Here is a 19,844-nt window from a genome sequence, read left to right as displayed (position 1 = left end):
GGCGAGATTACTTTTTCGCTTTAGCAAACGCCGCCGCAAACGCACCGCCCATTGCGCTGTTAGATGACGAGTCATCACGGCGAGGCTGACGACGTTGCGGTTGGTCATTACGACGCGGCGCTGCTGATGAGCGTTGGCTGCGGTTGTCTTGACCCGGCTCGTCGTTCATACGCATCGACAGTCCAATGCGCTTACGCTGCACGTCCACTTCCATCACTTTGACTTTGACGATGTCGCCCGCCTTCACCACTTCACGTGGATCCGACACAAAGCGATCTGTCAGTGCAGAAATGTGTACGAGACCGTCTTGGTGAACGCCGATATCCACGAAAGCACCGAAGTTGGCTACGTTAGACACCACACCTTCTAGAATCATGCCCGGTTCCAAGTCAGAAACTGAGTTTACGCCTTCTGCGAACGTTGCCGTTTTGAATTCTGGACGCGGGTCACGACCCGGCTTATCTAGCTCTTTGATGATGTCTGTAATGGTTGGAACACCAAAGTTATCGTCGGTGTAATCGACCGCATGCAGACCTTTTAGGAAGTTTGAATCACCAATCAGTGCTTTGATGTCTTTGTTGTTCTTCTCAGAAATCGCTTTTACCACTGGGTACGCTTCTGGGTGAACCGCAGACGCATCAAGTGGGTTCTTACCATCCATAATGCGTAGGAAACCTGCACACTGCTCGAATGCCTTAGGACCCAAGCGAGGTACTTTCTTCAAGGTTGTACGAGCTTCGAAGCGACCGTTTTCATCGCGGAAGTCGACAATGTTCTGCGCGATGGTGCTCGACAAGCCCGCTACGCGCGCCAGTAGTGCTGCAGAGGCGGTGTTTACATCAACACCGACCGCGTTTACACAGTCTTCCACAATCGCATCAAGGCGTTTTGCTAGCATTGATTGACTAACATCGTGCTGGTATTGGCCCACACCGATCGACTTAGGATCGATTTTCACTAGTTCAGCCAGTGGGTCTTGTAGACGACGAGCAATCGACACCGCACCACGCAGAGATACGTCCATATTTGGGAATTCTTTCGCTGCAAGCTCAGACGCTGAGTAAACGGAAGCACCCGCTTCACTTACGATGATTTTCTGAACTTTCAGGTTGCCACGTTTGATGACATCTGCGACAAAGCTGTCGGTTTCACGTGAAGCCGTGCCGTTGCCGATAGCAATCAAATCGACGTTGTATTTGCGCACCAACTGATCAACGATTTGCGCTGATTTGTCGTATTGTTTTTGTGGTGGATGAGGGTAGATGGTTTCGGTTGCAAGCACTTTACCAGTCGGATCAACAATTGCGATTTTTGAACCGGTACGCAGACCCGGATCGAGACCAAGTGTTGCACGAGGACCTGCCGGTGCTGCCATCAACAAGTCTTTTAAGTTGGTGGCGAATACTTCAATCGCTTCGATTTCTGCGCGCTCTTTCATTGCGCCCATTAGCTCGGTTTCCATGTGCATCGATACTTTGATGCGCCATGCCCAGCTGATCACTTGCTTACGCCATGTATCCGCAGGTGCGCTGCTGAGAGTCACGCCATAGTGATCAGCAATAATGGTTTCGCAGTAAGACTGGCGAACGCCTTCTTCCTGTTCTGGATCGGCATTCATTGCCAATGTCAGGAAGCCTTCGTTACGACCACGTAGCATTGCCAGTGCGCGGTGCGATGGTACTTTGCTTAATGGTTCGTTGTGGTTGAAGTAATCTTTAAACTTCTCACCTTCTTGCTCTTTGCCTTCAACCACGCGAGCGCCCATTTCCGCATTGCGGTTTAGGTGACCACGGATTTTCTCTAGCAGGTTTGCGTCTTCCGCAATGCGTTCCATGATGATCGCGCGAGCGCCATCCAGTGCGGCTTTGGTGTCAGCCACGCCTTTGTCTGCATCAAGGTATTTGCTAGCTTCGCTTTCTGGCTCAGTTTGCGGATGATTCCAAAGCTGGTCTGCAAGTGGCTCAAGACCGGCTTCAATCGCGATCTGACCTTTGGTGCGACGCTTTGGTTTGTAAGGTAGGTACAAGTCTTCAAGACGAGTCTTGCTGTCTGCCTGAGTGATCTCTTGTTCTAGCTCTGGCGTAAGTTTGCCTTGCTCTTGGATCGATTTCAGGATGGTCTGACGGCGATCGTCCAGTTCACGAAGGTAAGACAGACGGCTGTCTAGAGTACGCAGTTGGGTGTCATCAAGGCCGCCCGTCACCTCTTTACGGTAACGTGCAATAAATGGGACCGTGTTACCGTCATCAATAAGGGTTACAGCAGCGTTGACTTGCTCAGGGCGAACATTCAGCTCTTGAGCAATCATGCGACAGATAGCTTGGCTCATCCGTGTATTCTCTTTAATTCTGTTTGGGTATTGGTTGTGTATAGAACATTGGGGTCATTCATGGAATTTGCAATGTTTTAAACTAGTCACGCGAAAATTTACCGAGCGCTGGTGGACATCAGTCAGATTTGTGTCAAAACTGTAATTAAATTGAGAACTTATACATTTGGTTATCGACTAACCCCTGTACCTTAGCTCATACGGAAAACAATGATGAAGAAAATGTCTTTGGCTTTGGCGCTCTCTAGTGCCTTATTAGCGACGCCGTTCGCTTGGTCGCAACCCCTTTCTGCGACCACTCAAGATCCTATCTATCAACTTGATGACAAACTGGTTTTAGGTCGTGTAGAAAGTGTTTACTACAGCGACATACCTGAGCTAAGCGATGTGCCATTTATCGGTAAGATTGATACTGGTGCAGATAGCACCTCGATGCACGCAGAAAACATCCACGTTAGCAGCAGTAATCCCGAATACAAAAGTCTCAAAGATGACAAGCTGATGTGGGCCATTATTGATGATCTTGGTGGCACCAAAGCTAAATGGGATTCAGACAGCTTCAAACCCTACCAAGTGACTGTGAGCTTTACGATTCATCATCCGTACACGGGGAAAGAAATTAAGATCACCGATGATCTTGAACGCATCAGTGCGATCCGCAGCCGTACCAGTGAAAAACCAATTTTGCGTCCGACAGTGAAAATGCCGATGACCATCGCAGGGCACACTGTGGATACCGTGGTCAACCTGACCAAACGTACTCAATTCTCAGCACCTATCTTGATTGGTAAAACTTACCTCGACAACAACGCGTGGGTGTTTGCTGGTTACGATTACCTGCAAGAGCAACAAAAGGCGCAGATGATCGGTAAAAAAGAAACGGTTAATGTTGAGGGCGTGCCATACAAAGTAAGCATTTCGACCACCAGTCGTTACACCAACGTGCATGCGCTGAACATCAAGGTCGATAAGAAGAAAAAACAAGTCTCTTTCACTTTAGAGGGTGAGAACGGTAAGCGTCATCCAATGACACTGCCGCTCGTCCGTATGCTGAAAACCAGTAAGAGTGAGCGTCCTTTGGTTTACCTTCCGGTGCAAGTGAGTGAAACCGAGACTCAGCAATGGTTGGTCTATCTGCGTGATCGCAGCGGTTTTAGTTCGCAAATCCGTTTGGGCAAAGATGTGACAAGTCAGCACTTCGTGATTGATACCGACAAAGAAAATTTGCTCGGAGGTGTTGAAAAGTCATTTAAGAGCGCGCTGAAATCTAAGCCATTGGTTATCTCGCCAGAAGAGTCAGTCAACATTGATGGCCACGTACTGCCTGCTTATCCAACTTTCGCGGTGAAAACGCCGCTGTTGCGTGTGGATGGCTTTGAATTGACGGAAAAAGACAAGAAAGAAGTGGTGACCTTCTACCTGCCAAGCGCGAACGGCAAGGAAGAGAAAATTACTAAACGCGTATTGAAGAAGCTCAAAGTGGGTGATTCGGTTCGCCCAGTAGTGGAAGGTGACTTCCTATTTGGTGATGAAGAGAAGAGCATCGAATTTGCCATTGATGTTTTAGAGAAAGATGATCAAGAGCAGCCGTTCTTTGTGTTTGGTCACAACATGGCGAAAGGCGGTGTGCTGTTGAACACACGTGCTGAACACTTACTCGATGCGCGTCCACTGTTTAAAGCCGGTCACATTGAAGTGGCGGAAGTGGAAGGCATGTCTTTCCCGGTGAAGCTGGATACGGGCGCGGATGTGAGCTCAATTAATGCCAAGAACATCAAACAATTCAAGAAAGATGGCAAAGACATGGTGAGCTTCACTTACGAGAACGACAGCGGTATGAAGAAAGAGTTTACCAAGCCCGTTGTCGACGTGATGCGCGTTAAAGCCAAGAAAGGTGAAAAAGCCAACGTACGCCCTGTAGTGGAAATGCACGTCAAGTTGGGTGAGTTAGAGAAGAAGATTCGCGTTAACCTGCAAGACCGCAGCCGCTTCCATTACAGCATGATTCTGGGTAAGAACTTCTTGAAGCACGGTGCGATCGTTGCCAGCGATACCAACTACATTGTGACCGAGAAGCCAGACTACGAAGAGTAATCCTCAAGATTGGTATCTTAAAACGCAAAAGCCGCACTAAAAAGTGCGGCTTTCTTTTATCCGGTCGCAGAATCAATGTTCTTCGGCTTGGTAGCGAATGCTGTTGATAAACCATTCTTTGTAGCCTTCCGGCGTTCTTACTGCGAATTCGTCATCGACTTCTTTTTTTAGTAGTGCACGAGCCATTGGGGAATCAATCGAGATATAGCCTTTCGCATCACCATAGATTTCATCGGGACCAACGATGCGGAAATTCTTCACATCGCCCGCTTCATTCTCAATTTCCACCCAAGCACCAAAGAACACTTTGCCTTCTTGCTGAGGTGAGTAATCCACCACTTTGACTTGCTCTAGGCGCTTACGTAAGTATCTGACACGGCGGTCAATTTCACGCAGGCGTTTTTTGTTGTACTGGTAATCTGCATTTTCACTTCGGTCGCCCAAGCTTGCTGCCCAAGTGACTTTTTTGGTGACTTCTGGGCGTTCTTCTCGCCATAAAAAGTCGAGTTCGGTTTTTAGGCGATTGTAGCCTTCACGGGTAATTAAATTGGTTTTCATTAGAAGTAAATCAGCCGTTATTGGATTCTGTTGATCATATTAGCCTTGATTTTGTCTGACTGTAAATTGTTGTGATGAGGAGAAAAATAATGCGAAACGTCGAAATAATTCATCAAAACCGTGGCTAAGATAAAAAGAGTAACAATTTGAACAAGCACGTTTGAAAAAACAGTGATACATTTTTGACTATAGATGCCTCTGAAAGGATGTTTCAATGCAGGAAAATCATAAAATATTAGTGGTTGATGACGATGCTCGTTTGCGTGCTCTGTTGGAGCGTTACCTTTCTGAGCAAGGTTTTCAAGTGAGAAGTGTCGCTAACGGCGAGCAGATGGACCGTCTTCTGACCCGTGAAAACTTCCACCTTATGGTGTTGGATTTAATGTTGCCGGGCGAAGATGGCTTATCGATTTGTCGTCGTCTACGTCACGCCAACAACATGCTACCTATTCTTATGCTGACAGCGAAAGGCGATGAAGTCGATCGTATCGTTGGCCTTGAAGTGGGTGCAGACGATTACCTACCAAAACCGTTTAACCCGCGTGAACTGCTTGCTCGTATTAAAGCAGTACTTCGCCGCCAAACGGTTGAACTACCAGGTGCGCCAAGCACGGAAGAGAAAGTGGTTGAATTCGGTGACTTCCGTCTGAACCTAGGTACGCGTGAAATGTTCCGTGGTGACGAAGCGATGCCACTGACTTCGGGTGAATTCGCGGTGCTGAAAGCGCTTGTAACTAACGCTCGTGAGCCAATGTCGCGTGATAAGCTGATGAACATGGCTCGTGGTCGTGAATACTCAGCGATGGAGCGTTCTATCGACGTTCAAATCTCACGTCTACGCCGTATGCTAGAGGATGATCCAAGCAAGCCGCGCTACATCCAAACGGTATGGGGCTTAGGTTACGTGTTCGTCCCAGACGGCAAAGAAGCGTAATTACCTCTAAGGTCTGCCGATAATACTCGGCTGCTCATATTCCACCCTCAAACCCCCTTCCTGTTTGAGGGCTGGAAACTCGCAATTAATGTTGTTCACTAGGAACAGTCCATTAGGAATTCTCCATGCGAATCCGAAGTTCATTTACACAATCCATTCTGCTGTTCATCTCTTTGCTTCTCGCTAGCCAAGTCTTTTCTTACTACGCCGTTTTTAACTACGCGTTGATGCCAAGTTTGCAGCAGTTCAACAAAATTCTCGCTCACGAATTGAATCTAGTGCTCGATGAAGATGGTTTACTCAAGTCCGATGCGCCACTCCGTCATCAACTGCTGGAAAACTTGGGCGTGACGGTACATAGCGTCGATAGCGAGATGATGAATGAGTTCAATCATGCGATGTCGATTGATTTGATGTCGGAAGAGATGACGCAAGAGCTCGGTTCTCCAACGGAAGTGCGTTTGCTGCTTGGCAGTGAAAGCTACATTCTGTGGATGCGTATCGATCAGTTGCCGAACTCCATCATCCGTATTCCGCTCTCTGAACTGCAAGAAGAAGATTTTGCTCCGCTGTTCCGCAACAGCTTGATCATGGCGCTTCTGATCATTGCTGGTGGCTGGTTGTTTATCCGTTTGCAAAACCGACCTTTGATTGCGCTAGAAAAAGCCGCGAAAGGAGTAGGTCGAGGTGAAATTCCGCCGCCATTGCCAGAGAAAGGTGCTTCAGAAATCCGCTCTGTAACTCGCGCATTCAACCAGATGTCGAAAGGCATTCAAGAACTGGAAGAAGATCGTGCGCTACTAATGGCAGGCATCAGCCACGACTTACGCACGCCGCTGACGCGTATTCGCCTTGCGACAGAAATGATGTCACCTGAAGACAGTTACTTAGCCGAAGGCATCATCAGTGATACCGAAGAGTGTAACGAGATCATCAGTCAGTTTATGGACTACCTCAAGCCAGTAAATAAAGAGTCGTTTGAGCAGGTGGACATCAATACCATTACCAGCGATGTAGCAACGTCGGAAGGGGGTTATGAAGTCGAAATCGAAACTGACCTCAACCTTACGATGCCAACCGCGAAAGGCAGTCCAATTGCGATTAAACGCGCGGTGAGTAACCTTGTAGTCAACGCTCTACGATACGGTAATGGCTGGGTGAAAATCAGTACGGGCGTCACTGCCGACAAACAGTTGGTGTGGGTGTGCGTTGAAGATAATGGTCCGGGCATCGAGCAATCGCAAATCGCACGCTTGTTTGAACCTTTCACTCGTGGTGATACGGCACGTGGCAGTGAAGGGACGGGCTTAGGATTAGCCATTGTGAAGCGTATCGTTAGCCAGCATTCTGGCTCGGTTGTGGTACGTAACCGCAGTGAAGGTGGGTTAAGTGCGCAAATCAGTTTCCCAACCAAGTAAGCTTTCTTCGCTCAACTGATTCCAATAAAAAAGCCCAACCAAAGTCTGGTTGGGCTTTCCGATCATCCTAGTGCAAGGTTAGGATTCTTTTACCTCTTGAGCAACCAGCTCGTCTTCCTCTTCCAGTTTCTCTGGAAGCAGTAGGTTCAATACGATAGCGGTGATGCCGCCTGCTGCCACACCCGTGGAGAAAATGCTCTTAATAAACTCAGGCATGAATTGCAGAATTTCTGGTTTTTGTGCAATGCCCAAACCCATTGAGAATGACAGCGCCATAATCAGGATTGCGCGGCGATCGAGGTCGACACGAGAGATGATGCGCACGCCCGCTGCAGCAATGGTACCGAACATCACGATAGTCGCGCCGCCCAGAACTGGCTCAGGAATCAGCTGAACAAAGCTTGCCACACCCGGAAACAGCCCCAAAATTACTAGCATGCCTGAGATGAAGTAACCCACGTAACGACTTGCTACACCAGTGAGCATAATGATGCCGTTGTTTTGGCTGAAGGTAGAGTTTGGGAAGCTGTTGAAGACCGCTGCAATCGCTGAGTTTAGACCATCTGCCAATACACCACCTTTAATGCGCTTCATGTAAACCGGACCTTTCACCGGCTCACCGGAAACTTCAGACGTTGCGGTAATGTCACCGATCGCTTCTAGTGCTGTGATAAAGAAAATCAGAACCAGTGGAATAAACAGAGACCAGTCAAAGCTTAAGCCGTATTGCATTGGAATCGGCAATGCGATGAGGTCAGTTTCGCCCAGTGTTGAGGTGTCGACCATGCCCATGAAGTACGCCATGACGTAGCCAACCAGCATTGCAATTACAATTGATGCAACACGTAGGTATGGGTTCTTTGAGCGGTTAAGAATTACGATTAGGCCAAGTACTGTGCCAGCGAGAGCTAACTTGTCTAGGCTACCGAAAGATCCATCGCCCATTGCCGCGTAGCCACCACCCATTGATACCAAACCCACTTGAATTAGGGTCAGGCCAATAAGCGTCACGACAATGCCAGATACCAATGGTGTAATGATGCGGCGTGCGTGTTCTAGGACGCGAGATAGCAGGATTTCAGCAAAAGACGCCACCAAGATAGTACCGAAAATCGCTGCCATCATGGTGCTGATGTCCGCGCCTCCGGCTTTAAGAGAAAGACCCGCACCAATGATTGGACCAAGGAAGTTGAAGCTGGTGCCTTGCACTGAAAGCAAGCCAGAGCCGATAGGTCCAAAGGTACGAATTTGAATAAAGGAAGACACGCCAGATGCAAACAGCGACATGCTGATGATGGTGTTGGTTTGGTCAGCAGGCACACCCAAAGACTGACAAATGATCAGAGAAGGGGTGATAACGGCTACGAACATCGCCAATAAGTGCTGAAGTGCAGCAAAAATGGTCTGAGGTAGTGGTGGACGATCGTTTAACTGATAGACCAGTTCCGAAGTTCGGTTTGAAGTTGTCATGTTTGTCTCGCTAGTCGCAATAATTCTTGCCCCAGAGCTCGCTGAATGGGAGTGCTGGGTGGAGTTGACGTTATGACCTGTGATTGCTGTTAATCAGTGTCAACTCAGGTTGGTTTGATGTGACAAGGCGCACACCATAAATTTTGTGCGCGATTATAGATGGATTTATTCAAAAAGCAAACGTTTGCTTTAGTGTTGATAGAAAAGGCGAACTAAATTGCTCGCCTTAATCTCTTATGCTTTGGAATAAATGTCGCGTTCACCTAACCAATGGTCAATAATTGCTGTCGCATTCGTTGGGTAGTTGTCATGAATGTAACGCGCGATGCGTTGAACTTCTGGAATTAAGCGCTGATCTCGCACTAAGTCGGCAATTTTAAAATCTGCCAAGCCAGTTTGTTTGGTACCAAGAAGCTCACCCGGTCCACGAATCTCTAAGTCTTTCTGTGCAATCACAAAGCCGTCGTTGCTTTCACGTAATACGCCTAAACGTTTTTGCGCAGTTTTTGATAGTGGCGAGTGATACAGCAACACACAATGGCTCGCCACTGAACCTCGACCAACACGACCTCTAAGCTGGTGCAACTGAGCCAAACCTAAACGCTCTGGGTTCTCGATGATCATCAGGCTGGAATTGGGTACGTCTACGCCTACTTCAATCACTGTCGTTGCGACCAGTAAATGCAGCTTGTTGTCTTTGAAATCCTGCATCACCGCTTGCTTCTCAGCGGGCTTCATTCGTCCGTGTACTAGACCAATTTTTACGTCAGGCAGTTTACGTTGCAGCTCTTCTGCAGTGTCGGCGGCGGCTTGAGCCTCCAAGACTTCGGACTCATCAATCAAGGTACATACCCAATACGCTTGTTTGCCTTCGTTTAAGCAGGCATTGCGCACTCGTTCGACGATATCATCGCGTTTGGTGTCTGGAATCGCGACGGTCTGGATTGGTGTTCGACCTGGCGGTAACTCATCAATCACCGACGTTTCTAAGTCAGCATAAGCTGTCATGGCTAATGTTCGCGGAATTGGCGTTGCTGTCATGATGAGTTGGTGTGGATAAGCGCCTTGTTTCGCGCCTTTCTCGCGTAGCTCTAAACGCTGGTGGACACCAAAGCGGTGCTGTTCATCAATAATGACCAAAGCAAGATGATGGAACTCAACATGTTCTTGGAAGAGGGCGTGAGTGCCCACGACCATTTGCGCTTCACCACTGGCAATACGCGCCAATTCGGCTTCTTTGGCTTTACCTTTTAATTTGCCCGCCAGCCAACCGACTTGAATGCCCATTTTCTCAAACCAATTAGCGAAGTTAATCGCGTGCTGTTCGGCGAGCAGCTCGGTCGGTGCCATTAAAGCGACTTGATAGCCGTGTTCAATGGCTCTGACGGCAGCAAGCGCAGCAACTAGAGTTTTCCCCGAGCCTACGTCACCTTGAACAAGGCGCATCATTGGGTGCGTTTTTTCTAAGTCAGCTTCAATTTCTTTAACGACTCGTGCTTGAGCATTGGTCGGCGAGAAGGGCAATTGAGCCAGTAGTTGCTTTTTCAGCGAGTCACACGACGCCAAAGGCAACGCAACGTCCAGTTGTCCTTTGCTGCGCACTGCCAACATAGAGAGGTTCTGCGCCAGTAATTCTTCCATAATCAAACGAATTTGAGCTGGGTGTTTACCTTCATCAAATTCATCCAAATTAATGGTTGGAGGCGGTCGATGAATCGTATGCAGCGCTTGCGACATAGTGATCTGGTGATTGTACAAACCAGAAGGCAGCAACTCTTGTACAGCAGCTTTGTCGAGGAGTGTTAAGGCTTGTTCCGTCAGGTTACGCAAAGTGATTTGGCGTAACCCATCGGTGGTTGGATAAACGGGGGTTAAGCTCTGTTCCACATCCGGCTTTTGCTCACTTACATAAAACTTGTAGTCAGGGTGAACAATTTCTAAGCCCATACCGCCACGCTTAATTTCACCGTAAGCGTTTACTAACTTACCATTCGAGAAATTGTTCTTCATCGCGGCAGTAAAGTTAAAAAAGCGTAGGGTAATGGTGCCATTGCCGTCGCTGATTTTTACTGTCAGCATTTTGCGTTTGCCGAAAGTAGTATCGACAGCCATGACTTTACCCTGTACCGCCGCCCAAAGCCCAGCATGCAACTTGGCGATTGGGTAGATACGAGTGCGATCTTCGTAACGAAGAGGAAGGTGGAACAGTAGATCTTGAACGCTATGCAAGCCAACTTTGGCGAGTTTTTCTGCGACTTTAGCGCCAACTCCAGACAGAGAAGTTAAAGGAACAGCAGATAACATTTGGGCAGACATAGTGGGCTCAAGAAAATAGTTAACATAGCAGTATGTTAACCACTAAGCTGTGTTTTTGTACAGGATTAAGTTAGAGAAAGGGGTATGGGAACGCTTACGCTCCGAGATTCGAGAACGCTTCGCTTTGGGAATCGGGATGTGTGCACTGGGGTATGGACTGAAAGAAGCTTAAGTATAGAAATTGTTGACAGAACTTGTCCCCAGGAAGGCAAAATCGAATCCCGAATCCCGAATCCCGAATTTATTTCTTCTGCATCTCTTTCCACCATGATTCGTCAGCCACAATTTGGCCTTCGTCATCAAGTTGTGGATATTCTAGCCCTTTGCGTTTCGCTACCTTTGCTAAGACCGGATGTCCTCGTTCAAACAGGATGCGGTTGATGGTCTCTTTTGGCAGAGCGCTTTCCTCACGTTCGTACATACCAGCGGCTTCACGCTGACGCTGCGCTTCATAAAGAATCACAGCACTGGCGACTGATACATTCAAAGACTGCACCATACCGATCATTGGAATAATGATGTCTTGGTCTGCGAGTTTCTTTGCTTGCTCTGAAGCGCCAATTTTTTCGCTACCAAGAATGATCGCCGTTGGCTTGGTGTAGTCTATTTCACGAAAGTCGACCGCGGTGTCTGAAAGGTTAGTGACCAGAACTTGCATGCCTTGCGCTTTGAGCTCGGTAATCGCAGTTTCAATCGAATCGTGAGTATCCACTTCTACCCAGTTGCGTGCCCCGGCTGAGGTGTGGGTAAGTGTGCGCATTTTGTCTGGCCAAATTGCATGAACTTTGTGTAAGCCTGTTGCGTCTGCTGTGCGGATCACGGCGGAAACATTATTCGGCTTATGAACTTCTTCAAGGCACAGAGTGAGGTCGGTTTGGCGTGCTTTTAGCACCTGATGGATGCGGTTGTAACGTTCTAAATTCATAATCAATAGGGATATAAAAAAATCGCCACCCAGAGTGTGGGTGGCGATAGAGTTTAGTTCTTTCTTCGTCTGACTCGAGTCGCCTGTGGCATGGTCTTAATCTTACGCATGATGCCAGCAAGGTGAACACGATCTTTGGTGGTTAGCAGAACAGTAACGGTGTACAAGCGACCGTCGCGTTCTTCGGTTGAAAGACCATGAATGTTCGAACCGGTTTTCGAAATCACATTGGTCAATTCCGCTAACGCACCTTGGTTGTTGAGCATATCGACTTTCAGTTCAGCAATGAACTCTTTGTCGTACTCTTCAGACCAAGCGACTGCCATGTATTTGTCTGGTTCTTTCTGGTATCCGCGAACGTTTGGACACGTTTCACGGTGAACCACAAGACCACGACCTGGTGATACGTGAGCAATGATGTGGTCATCCGGAATAGGGTGACAACAATTTGCGAAAGTCAGTAGCAGGCCTTCTGCACCACGGATTGGCAGCTTCTTGTTAGATTCGTTTGGAATCGAGCTTGTGGTGGTCAATTCATCAGTGTCACCCAATAAGCGACGTGCGATGACGATACTCATCAACTCACCCAAACCAATGGCTGCTAGCAGATCATCGACGCTTTCTAGGCGCAGATCAGTCAGCACTTCTTGGATGTTTTCTGGGTAGATTGAATCAATCGAATGACGACCCAAAGCGTGATTCAGTAGACGACGACCTAAGGTAATCGACTCTTCACGACGCATGGTCTTCAATACTTGACGAATCTTAGTGCGAGCGCGAGAAGTCACGACATAGTTCAACCAAGCTGCGTTTGGACGCGCACCTGGTGCACTGATGATTTCTACTGTTTGACCGTTCTTCAGTGCCTTACTTAGTGGGTAAGGGTTACGGTCAACACGAGCACCAACACAAGAGTTACCGACATCAGTATGTACGGCATAGGCAAAGTCGACAGCCGTTGCGCCTAATGGCAGTTCAACGATACGACCTTTTGGTGTGAAGACGTAAATCTCATCTGGGAAAAGATCCGATTTTACGTTTTCAATGAATTCGAATGAGTTACCAGCGCTTTGCTGTAGCTCAAGTAGGCTTTGCATCCAACGCTGAGCTTTCACCTGCGCTGTAGTGCCAGACTTGTCGCCTTTGTCTTTGTATGACCAGTGTGCAGCTACACCTTTGTCCGCCATTTGATCCATATCTTCGGTACGAATCTGAACTTCAACTGGCACGCCATGTGGGCCAACCATAGAAGTGTGTAGCGATTGGTAGCCGTTCGCTTTTGGTACCGCGATGTAATCTTTCATGCGACCAGGACGCGGCTTATACAAGCTGTGTACTTGGCCTAGAACGCGATAACAAGTATCGGCAGTATCAACAACCACTCTGAAAGCGTAGATGTCCATGATGGTGTGGAAACGCTGTTCTTTGGTTTTCATCTTGTTGTAGATGGAGAACAGGTTTTTTTCACGACCTAACACGCGCGCATTCAAGCCAACATCTCCGAGTCGACCTTCAATTTCGCTGTGAATACGTTGGATCATCTCTTTACGATTACCACGTGCCGCTCTTACCACTTCTTTTAGAACGCGGTAGCGGTTCGGGTAAAGCGCTTCGAAGCCAAGCTCCTCAAGTTCCGTTTTGATATTGTGAATACCAAGACGGTGAGCCAGTGGTGCGTAGATTTCCAGTGTTTCGCGAGCAATACGGCGTTTTTTATCGGGGCGCAGGGCTCCTAACGTGCGCATGTTGTGCGTACGGTCAGCCAGTTTGATCAGGATAACGCGAATGTCTTGCACCATCGCCAGAACCATCTTACGGAAGTTCTCGGCTTGTGCCTCTTTCCTATCGCGGAATTTGAGTTTGTCCAGTTTAGATACACCATCAACCAGCTCAGCGACGGTATTGCCGAATTTCTCTTCGAGATCTTCTTTTGTAACGTCACAGTCTTCGATGACGTCATGCAGCAAAGCAGCTTGGAGGGTTTCGATATCGAGGCGCATTTCGGCCAAGATTCGAGCCACAGCGACTGGGTGGATGATGTATGGTTCACCGCTTGAGCGGGTTTGCCCTTCATGGGCATCTCTTGCTACCACATAAGATTGACGCAGAGCCTCAATTTGAGGCTCTGTTAGGTATTCTTGGGCAACGTCTTTGAGGCTATCGAATAGATACAAATTATAGGCCCGGGAGGTTGTTGAATTCTAAAGTCAGAATTAACGGTTGTGAGCGATGCTGCTTACTGCCGCTAGCTCTGCCGCTTCTTGCTCTTGCTGTTCTTGACGTTCACGAGCGTCTAGAACTTCTTTAGTAATTAAACCTTCTTCGATTTCGCGTAGAGCGATAACCGTTGGCTTATCGTTCTCTTCTGGCACTAGTGCATCTTTACCGCCAGTTTGCATTTGACGAGCGCGGCGAGCCGCAATCAGTACTAGGTCGAAACGGTTGCCAACTTTTTCAACAGCGTCTTGAACAGTTACGCGTGCCATGAGGACTCCAAATAGTTAACTAAATTTTGAATGACGAGAAAGTATACAGTCTCAGCGTAATATTTACTAGCGATAAGACGTGCAACAACATGACTTTCTATATAAGCAATATAAGCTTCCTTACCGTAATAAAGAAGCGAAAATTTGTGTTTCAGTGCAGAATTACTCTGCTAGAAGCGCGTCAAGCATACCTTTATATTTAGCAGCTTGCTTTTCTTCCTTCAATCTTTCCGCACGTAGGATGGCTTTAAAGTCCATCAATGCAGTATCGAAATCGTCGTTTACGATCACATAATCGTACTCGTTGTAATGCGAGATTTCTGACTTTGCTTCTGCCATGCGTTTTGCGATAACGTCATCGCTGTCTTGACCACGAGTGGTTAGGCGGCGCTCAAGCTCGCCATTTGATGGCGGCAAGATAAAGATGCTTTTCGCTTCTGACATTTGCTCGCGGATCTGACGCGCGCCCTGCCAGTCGATGTCTAGGAAAACGTCGATGCCTTTGTTTAGCGTTTCTTCAATCCATACGCGTGATGTGCCGTAGTAGTTACCGAACACTTCTGCGTATTCTAAGAAGTCGCCTTGTGCAATCAGAGCTTCAAACTCTTCTTTGGCAACGAAATGGTAGTGGACACCGTTTTCTTCACCTGGGCGCATGCCACGGGTTGTATGAGACACAGACACTTTCATTGCATATGTTGGGTTACGCTCCAACATTGCTGAGATCAAGCTAGATTTACCTGCGCCGCTAGGTGCAGATACGATATAGAGAGTACCTTTGCCCATTGTACTGTTCCACTATTGGTTGGATTGAGTGAATGCCGAAAGAAAGTATCGACATCGTTAACGATAGCACTGGCGTTGATGATTTCCTCATCAAACTGCTTGAGATTGGTGATAAACCCGCCAGAAAAATGGAGGCGAAGAGTATCATGATCTCCCTGAGGTTGCTAGCCGATCTTTTGGATCTTTGAGGTGTGGTATGAATTCGCCTTCTTTATACAGAAATGAAAAAAGGGGAAGCTTTCACTTCCCCAGGCGTGCGACTGACTCACACTTAATTTTCGGAGTAACCACAACCACTTTGGTTACTACTTTGCAGATGTTGGTTTCCTGTTAGCCTTGGGACTCTAGGAAGTTGATCCAAGGGCTCGCGACAGGCTTCATGTCAGGCGATTGCGCTGCACTCTTCATTGCTTTTAGTGCATTACTTGGCTGATTTAATTCGAAGTACGCCATACCTCGAATGTAGTTCAGTTCACCTTTATCATCACGCTTGGCGTCTGGCGCAGCATTCTTGGCAAACTTGGTTGCTGCAGAGTACTGCTTATCTAAGATCATCAAACGAGCAATCTTGATCTGCGTTTTTGCTTTTGGCGCTAACTTATAAGCCGCAACATAGGTTTCAATCGACTTATCGAGCTCCTGTGCTTGCTGCCAGAAAGAAGCCAGCTTCTCCAAGTTTTTAGCATTACGCGTGATCTTACCTTCATCCATCGACACTTGCATTGTCTTGGCTGCACGGAAAGGTACACCTTGATAAGCTTGGAAGTTCACTAAACGTAAGTACTCTTTTTCTTCCTCTAGAAGGCCTAATTTATGAGCCATCTCCAAAGTAGAAAGTGCATTTCGTTCTTGATTTAACTCCATATAAATACCAGACAATTGAGTCCAGTAGCGCTTATTTTTTGGATACTTGGTGGTTAAAATTTTCAGTACGCCAGCAACACTTTTGAATTGCTTAAGTTCATAGTGCGCGGACATCAGCAATTGATACCAAGACTCACTTGGGTTCTTACTCATTGCGATTGCTTTTTTGGTCGGTGGAATCGCATTTTTGTAATCAGACAACTGAACATAAGCACTCGCTAATGTTATGTATGCGTGTGCTTGTGGCTTTTCTTCCGTCGTTTCAGCAATCTTGAACCATTCCTTCATCGTAACAACAGACTTTTTAAACTGGCCTTCTGCTAGATAAAGCTGAGCTAAGCTATAACGTACTTGTTGTGCTACTGGTACCGGTAGAGCGTCTAAACTCAAAGCTTGAGCAAAGTACTTCGCGGCCTTGGGATAGTCGTCCTTTAATGAATATAGGAACCCCATTTGTTGTAGCAAAACGGCTTTGTCATATTGCTTCTTGCCAGAGCTTTCCAGCGCTGAGTTAATCTTTGAAATCGCTTTAGAGTAATTTTCTTCGGCGATAAGTTCTTGAACTTTATTTACCGTTCGAAACGTTCTGTCAGACAACTCTGGTGTTTTTGCTAGGGCAGGTGCACTGTACGCACCTGCAATAACCAATAGAGAAGCTAACAATTTTGTATATGTTTTCATGTTGCAACTCCTTAGTTTGTAGAGAACTCAATTTCTTGCGATAAGCGTGAAGTAACCGGCTTTCCATCAACCATTTTTGGTTTAAAGGTCCACTTTGATACGGTTTTTCTTGCTGCTTTACCCAAGCCTAACTTACGTGGAGTTTCTTTTAAGACTTTGACATCTTGAACACTGCCACGCTCGTTAACAGTAAACTCTACTAAAACGATACCTTTCTCAATCCCTGCTCGTGCCGCTTTACGTGGCATTTGAGGTTGGAATGTTGCAAGAGGAACAGGGCCTCCGCTTCCAGCCAGTTGAGCACCACCACCTTGCGAGTAGTGACCGAGTACGGAACCACCTGTAACATTGACTGGTAAGTCAAGTTTTGGCATGTCCATCGGGATTTGATCCATCACCGGCTTGACCGTCGCTGTCACCTTCATTTCAGGTGGTGGCGGTGGGCGTTTCGGTGGTGGTGGTTTCGGGAGTTCGCGCTTTTTCTCCTGTATTTTTTCGTCCGGTTTAATGCGAATGAATTCAACCATACGGAGATCATCATTCGACACTAGCTCGTGGCGCTCTTTGTTTACTAGCTTGTCCATCCCCCAGAACAATCCGAGGGAGACAATGAGCGCCAGTGCAATTGAGGCCAGATACCGCATAGGCTTAATCCTTATTGGTTGCGGCAATGGAGATGCTTTCTACACCTGCCATCTTAATCTGGTCCATAACCTTCACGACTACACCAGCGTTAGCTTCAGTATCCGCTTGGATAACAACCGCACCGTCTGGGCTTTCTGCACGTAGACGTTCGATGTTGGCACGTACTGCATCTACTTCGATGCGACGTTTATCAACCCAAACATCACCCGCAGCGCCGATGGCAACCATGATGTTACCTTTCTTCACGGTTTGCGCTGAGCTTGCCGTAGGGCGATTTACTTCTAGACCGGCTTCTTTAACGAACGATGTTGTTACGATAAAGAAGATCAACATGATGAAGACGATGTCGAGCATCGGTGTCATATCGATAGCAGCTTCATCACTGCTGTCATTGCTATAGCGTCTCTTCATGACCTATACCTCTAATTCCGTTTACTCAGGCAATATGCTTTAGCTTGTCTTCAAGCTTCTGCGTGGTGACTTTGGCTAAATGATCAAGACGAGTACTAAAGAACAGTCCTGATAGAGAAGCCACCATTCCCGCTAATGTTGGGATTGTTGCCTTTGAGATCCCCGAGGCCATTGCTCGAGGGCTTCCTGTACCTGTAACCGCTAAGATATCGAATACTTGAATCATGCCGACAACGGTGCCGAGTAGACCAAGTAGGGGACAAAGTGCAATCAGTACTTTAACGATTGGTAGTCCCTTTTTATTCTCAATATCCTGACGAGAAACGATTTCTTGTCGGATCATCTTAGCGTTCCAGCTTTTATGTTCTGAGCGCTCTTCCCAAAAGCTAACGGCTTTTTTCATTGCTTTTGGAGCGACGGCAGCGAAGTAAAACCAACGTTCTAGCAATACTGCCCACAACATGAAGCTGAGGATAAAGATGACGACAAGCACGTCGCCACCCATTCCCAAGAAGCGCCTAATTGATTCAAGTTCTCCAACTAACCACCACATAACGCCTCCTTAGCTTTCGGCTTTATGCAGTTTTTCCTGATAGCGAGCGATGAAGCCTGCACTCTGTTCTTCAAGAGTTTGAACCAAACGACGACCTTTACTGTGTACGATGGTGTACAGGAACAGTAGAGGAATTGCGACAACCAGACCAAGCATCGTAGTAACAAGTGCTTCTGAGATACCGCCAGCCATTAGCTTCGGATCACCTGTACCAAATAGTGTGATTGCTTGGAACGTACCGATCATACCCATAACCGTACCCAGTAGACCTAGAAGTGGTGCCACAGAAGCGAACAGTTTGATTGAGCTGATAAAGCGTTCAATGCTCGGTGCGTTACGAAGGATGATTTCATCCAGTTTCGCTTCAAGATCTTCAAGGTTGTCACCTTTGTGTTCTTGGTAAGCTTGGATAACTTCACCTAGAGGGTTGCCAGGAATAACAGTGTCGGATTTCGCTTGTTTGCGCATTTTGCCACCGATAACCAATAGGCGTAGGTAACAAGCGAGTGCGATAAGTGCACCAACTGCACCCATAGCTAGGATTACGTAGCCAACAATACCACCTTGGTCAATACGTTCCTGAACAGTAGGGCTTTGTACAAGTAGAGACAGAATCACACCACGAGATGGGTCGATAAACAGTGGTTCGTATGTGCCGTCTGCTGCTTCAAAACCGCCAACTAGGCGAGTGATGTTTTTGCTTGGTTGACGTGATAGCTCTTCGAACTTACCAGTTTGAGGTACGTAAGTTACATATTTGCCATCTGCAATTGCGTTAAACTCACCTACTAGGGTTACGTCACGTACCGCTTCTTTACCTTCACCATATACAACGGTTGCCGGTGCTGTTGTGGTATCACCTGATGCAACTACCTGTTGTAGAATAGTGTGCCAAAACGCTTCAAGTTCTTGCGTTGATGGCAGTTCTTTACTTTCTGCTAGTTTAGACAGCAGAGCATCACGCTCAGGGAAAAGAACGGCGTTTTGCGAAGCGGCAAATAGACCTTTAAACTCACCAGCATACTGGCGAACCACACCAAACATCTCACCTAAAGTACCAGAACGAACGCGCAGTGTTTCAGTAAGTTCAGTTAGCTGCTTGTCGTTTTCATCAAACGTGGCTTTTAGCTCATCACCAAGTGCTTGTTGCGATGCAAGTTCTGCACGAGCTTTTTCAAGAAGTGCAGCTTGTTGGTCACGGTTGTTTTTGAACTCAGCTTCACGAGCTTTGTTCTCTTTTGATTCAACGATACTTTCTGATTTTACGTTTTTCAGTAGCTCAGATAGGTTCTGAGGTGCCTCAGCTTGAGCACCAGAAATCATGAATAAGCTCGCTAGTAAACCAGCGGCTAGAGTTTTGAATCCTTTCATTTC

17 protein-coding genes are annotated in these 19,844 nt (G+C 47.3%); 4 read left to right on the top strand and 13 right to left on the bottom strand.

The window, feature by feature from the left end:
• Nucleotides 1-7 precede the first annotated feature (7 nt).
• On the bottom strand, nt 8-2,329 hold the full coding sequence (locus QTO06_RS04875; protein WP_331407033.1) for a Tex family protein: 2,322 nt from the start codon (nt 2,327-2,329) through the stop codon (nt 8-10).
• A 210-nt stretch (nt 2,330-2,539) separates the two neighbouring features.
• On the opposite strand from QTO06_RS04875, the gene QTO06_RS04870 reads away from it, so the two are divergent.
• Nucleotides 2,540-4,423 carry a putative ATP-dependent zinc protease gene (locus QTO06_RS04870; protein WP_331407032.1) on the top strand — a complete coding sequence of 628 codons (1,884 nt, stop codon included), beginning with the start codon at nt 2,540-2,542 and terminating at the stop codon, nt 4,421-4,423.
• A gap of 72 nt (nt 4,424-4,495) precedes the next feature.
• On the opposite strand, the gene greB is transcribed toward QTO06_RS04870, so the two are convergent.
• Nucleotides 4,496-4,981 (bottom strand): transcription elongation factor GreB, encoded by a 486-nt coding sequence (greB, locus tag QTO06_RS04865; protein ID WP_005448472.1) that lies wholly within the window; start codon nt 4,979-4,981, stop codon nt 4,496-4,498.
• A 214-nt stretch (nt 4,982-5,195) separates the two neighbouring features.
• Here greB and ompR point away from each other — a divergent pair, with 214 nt between their 5' ends.
• The gene (gene ompR, locus QTO06_RS04860) at nt 5,196-5,915 is read left to right on the top strand and encodes an osmolarity response regulator transcription factor OmpR (protein ID WP_005430151.1); all 720 of its coding nucleotides are present in this window, start codon (nt 5,196-5,198) and stop codon (nt 5,913-5,915) included.
• A gap of 125 nt (nt 5,916-6,040) precedes the next feature.
• Complete coding sequence (envZ, locus tag QTO06_RS04855) at nt 6,041-7,333, top strand: two-component system sensor histidine kinase EnvZ (RefSeq protein ID WP_010445027.1); 1,293 nt, start codon at nt 6,041-6,043, stop codon at nt 7,331-7,333.
• A 78-nt stretch (nt 7,334-7,411) separates the two neighbouring features.
• Here the strand turns inward: envZ and QTO06_RS04850 are convergent, their stop codons facing one another.
• The 6 genes from QTO06_RS04850 to gmk form a co-directional block, all read right to left on the bottom strand.
• Nucleotides 7,412-8,803 (bottom strand): uracil-xanthine permease family protein, encoded by a 1,392-nt coding sequence (locus QTO06_RS04850; RefSeq protein ID WP_009698969.1) that lies wholly within the window; start codon nt 8,801-8,803, stop codon nt 7,412-7,414.
• Nucleotides 8,804-9,037: 234 nt separating this feature from the next.
• Nucleotides 9,038-11,119: an ATP-dependent DNA helicase RecG gene (recG, locus tag QTO06_RS04845; RefSeq protein ID WP_331407031.1), complete on the bottom strand. Its 2,082-nt coding sequence runs from the start codon at nt 11,117-11,119 to the stop codon at nt 9,038-9,040.
• A gap of 241 nt (nt 11,120-11,360) precedes the next feature.
• Nucleotides 11,361-12,044 carry a tRNA (guanosine(18)-2'-O)-methyltransferase TrmH gene (gene trmH / locus QTO06_RS04840; protein WP_005430068.1) on the bottom strand — a complete coding sequence of 228 codons (684 nt, stop codon included), beginning with the start codon at nt 12,042-12,044 and terminating at the stop codon, nt 11,361-11,363.
• Nucleotides 12,045-12,097: 53 nt separating this feature from the next.
• A complete protein-coding gene (gene spoT / locus QTO06_RS04835) occupies nt 12,098-14,218 on the bottom strand; it encodes a bifunctional GTP diphosphokinase/guanosine-3',5'-bis pyrophosphate 3'-pyrophosphohydrolase (RefSeq protein ID WP_331407030.1) in 2,121 nt (706 codons plus the stop codon).
• A gap of 39 nt (nt 14,219-14,257) precedes the next feature.
• Nucleotides 14,258-14,530 carry a DNA-directed RNA polymerase subunit omega gene (rpoZ, locus tag QTO06_RS04830; RefSeq protein ID WP_005379346.1) on the bottom strand — a complete coding sequence of 91 codons (273 nt, stop codon included), beginning with the start codon at nt 14,528-14,530 and terminating at the stop codon, nt 14,258-14,260.
• Nucleotides 14,531-14,692: 162 nt separating this feature from the next.
• The gene (gmk, locus tag QTO06_RS04825; RefSeq protein WP_331407029.1) at nt 14,693-15,316 is read right to left on the bottom strand and encodes a guanylate kinase; all 624 of its coding nucleotides are present in this window, start codon (nt 15,314-15,316) and stop codon (nt 14,693-14,695) included.
• A gap of 32 nt (nt 15,317-15,348) precedes the next feature.
• On the opposite strand from gmk, the gene QTO06_RS04820 reads away from it, so the two are divergent.
• Nucleotides 15,349-15,504 carry a hypothetical protein gene (locus tag QTO06_RS04820; RefSeq protein WP_331407028.1) on the top strand — a complete coding sequence of 52 codons (156 nt, stop codon included), beginning with the start codon at nt 15,349-15,351 and terminating at the stop codon, nt 15,502-15,504.
• A gap of 142 nt (nt 15,505-15,646) precedes the next feature.
• Here the strand turns inward: QTO06_RS04820 and QTO06_RS04815 are convergent, their stop codons facing one another.
• Genes QTO06_RS04815 through QTO06_RS04795 form a run of 5 tightly spaced genes read right to left on the bottom strand, consistent with a single transcriptional unit; the run spans nt 15,647 to nt 19,841 of the window.
• Complete coding sequence (locus QTO06_RS04815; protein WP_103413690.1) at nt 15,647-16,861, bottom strand: tetratricopeptide repeat protein; 1,215 nt, start codon at nt 16,859-16,861, stop codon at nt 15,647-15,649.
• 11 nt (nt 16,862-16,872) lie between these two features.
• Complete coding sequence (locus QTO06_RS04810) at nt 16,873-17,505, bottom strand: energy transducer TonB (protein ID WP_005529132.1); 633 nt, start codon at nt 17,503-17,505, stop codon at nt 16,873-16,875.
• Nucleotides 17,506-17,509: 4 nt separating this feature from the next.
• On the bottom strand, nt 17,510-17,917 hold the full coding sequence (locus QTO06_RS04805; RefSeq protein ID WP_005430119.1) for an ExbD/TolR family protein: 408 nt from the start codon (nt 17,915-17,917) through the stop codon (nt 17,510-17,512).
• A 25-nt stretch (nt 17,918-17,942) separates the two neighbouring features.
• Nucleotides 17,943-18,470 carry a MotA/TolQ/ExbB proton channel family protein gene (locus QTO06_RS04800; protein ID WP_005430146.1) on the bottom strand — a complete coding sequence of 176 codons (528 nt, stop codon included), beginning with the start codon at nt 18,468-18,470 and terminating at the stop codon, nt 17,943-17,945.
• Between the two features lie 9 nt (nt 18,471-18,479).
• Complete coding sequence (locus tag QTO06_RS04795; RefSeq protein ID WP_167425066.1) at nt 18,480-19,841, bottom strand: MotA/TolQ/ExbB proton channel family protein; 1,362 nt, start codon at nt 19,839-19,841, stop codon at nt 18,480-18,482.
• Nucleotides 19,842-19,844: the final 3 nt, after the last annotated feature.

It is taken from the genome of Vibrio sp. M260121, assembly GCF_036533715.1.
GTDB lineage: Bacteria > Pseudomonadota > Gammaproteobacteria > Enterobacterales > Vibrionaceae > Vibrio.
Note: the sequence above shows the minus strand (reverse complement) of the source record. Positions and strands in the feature narration are given on the sequence as shown.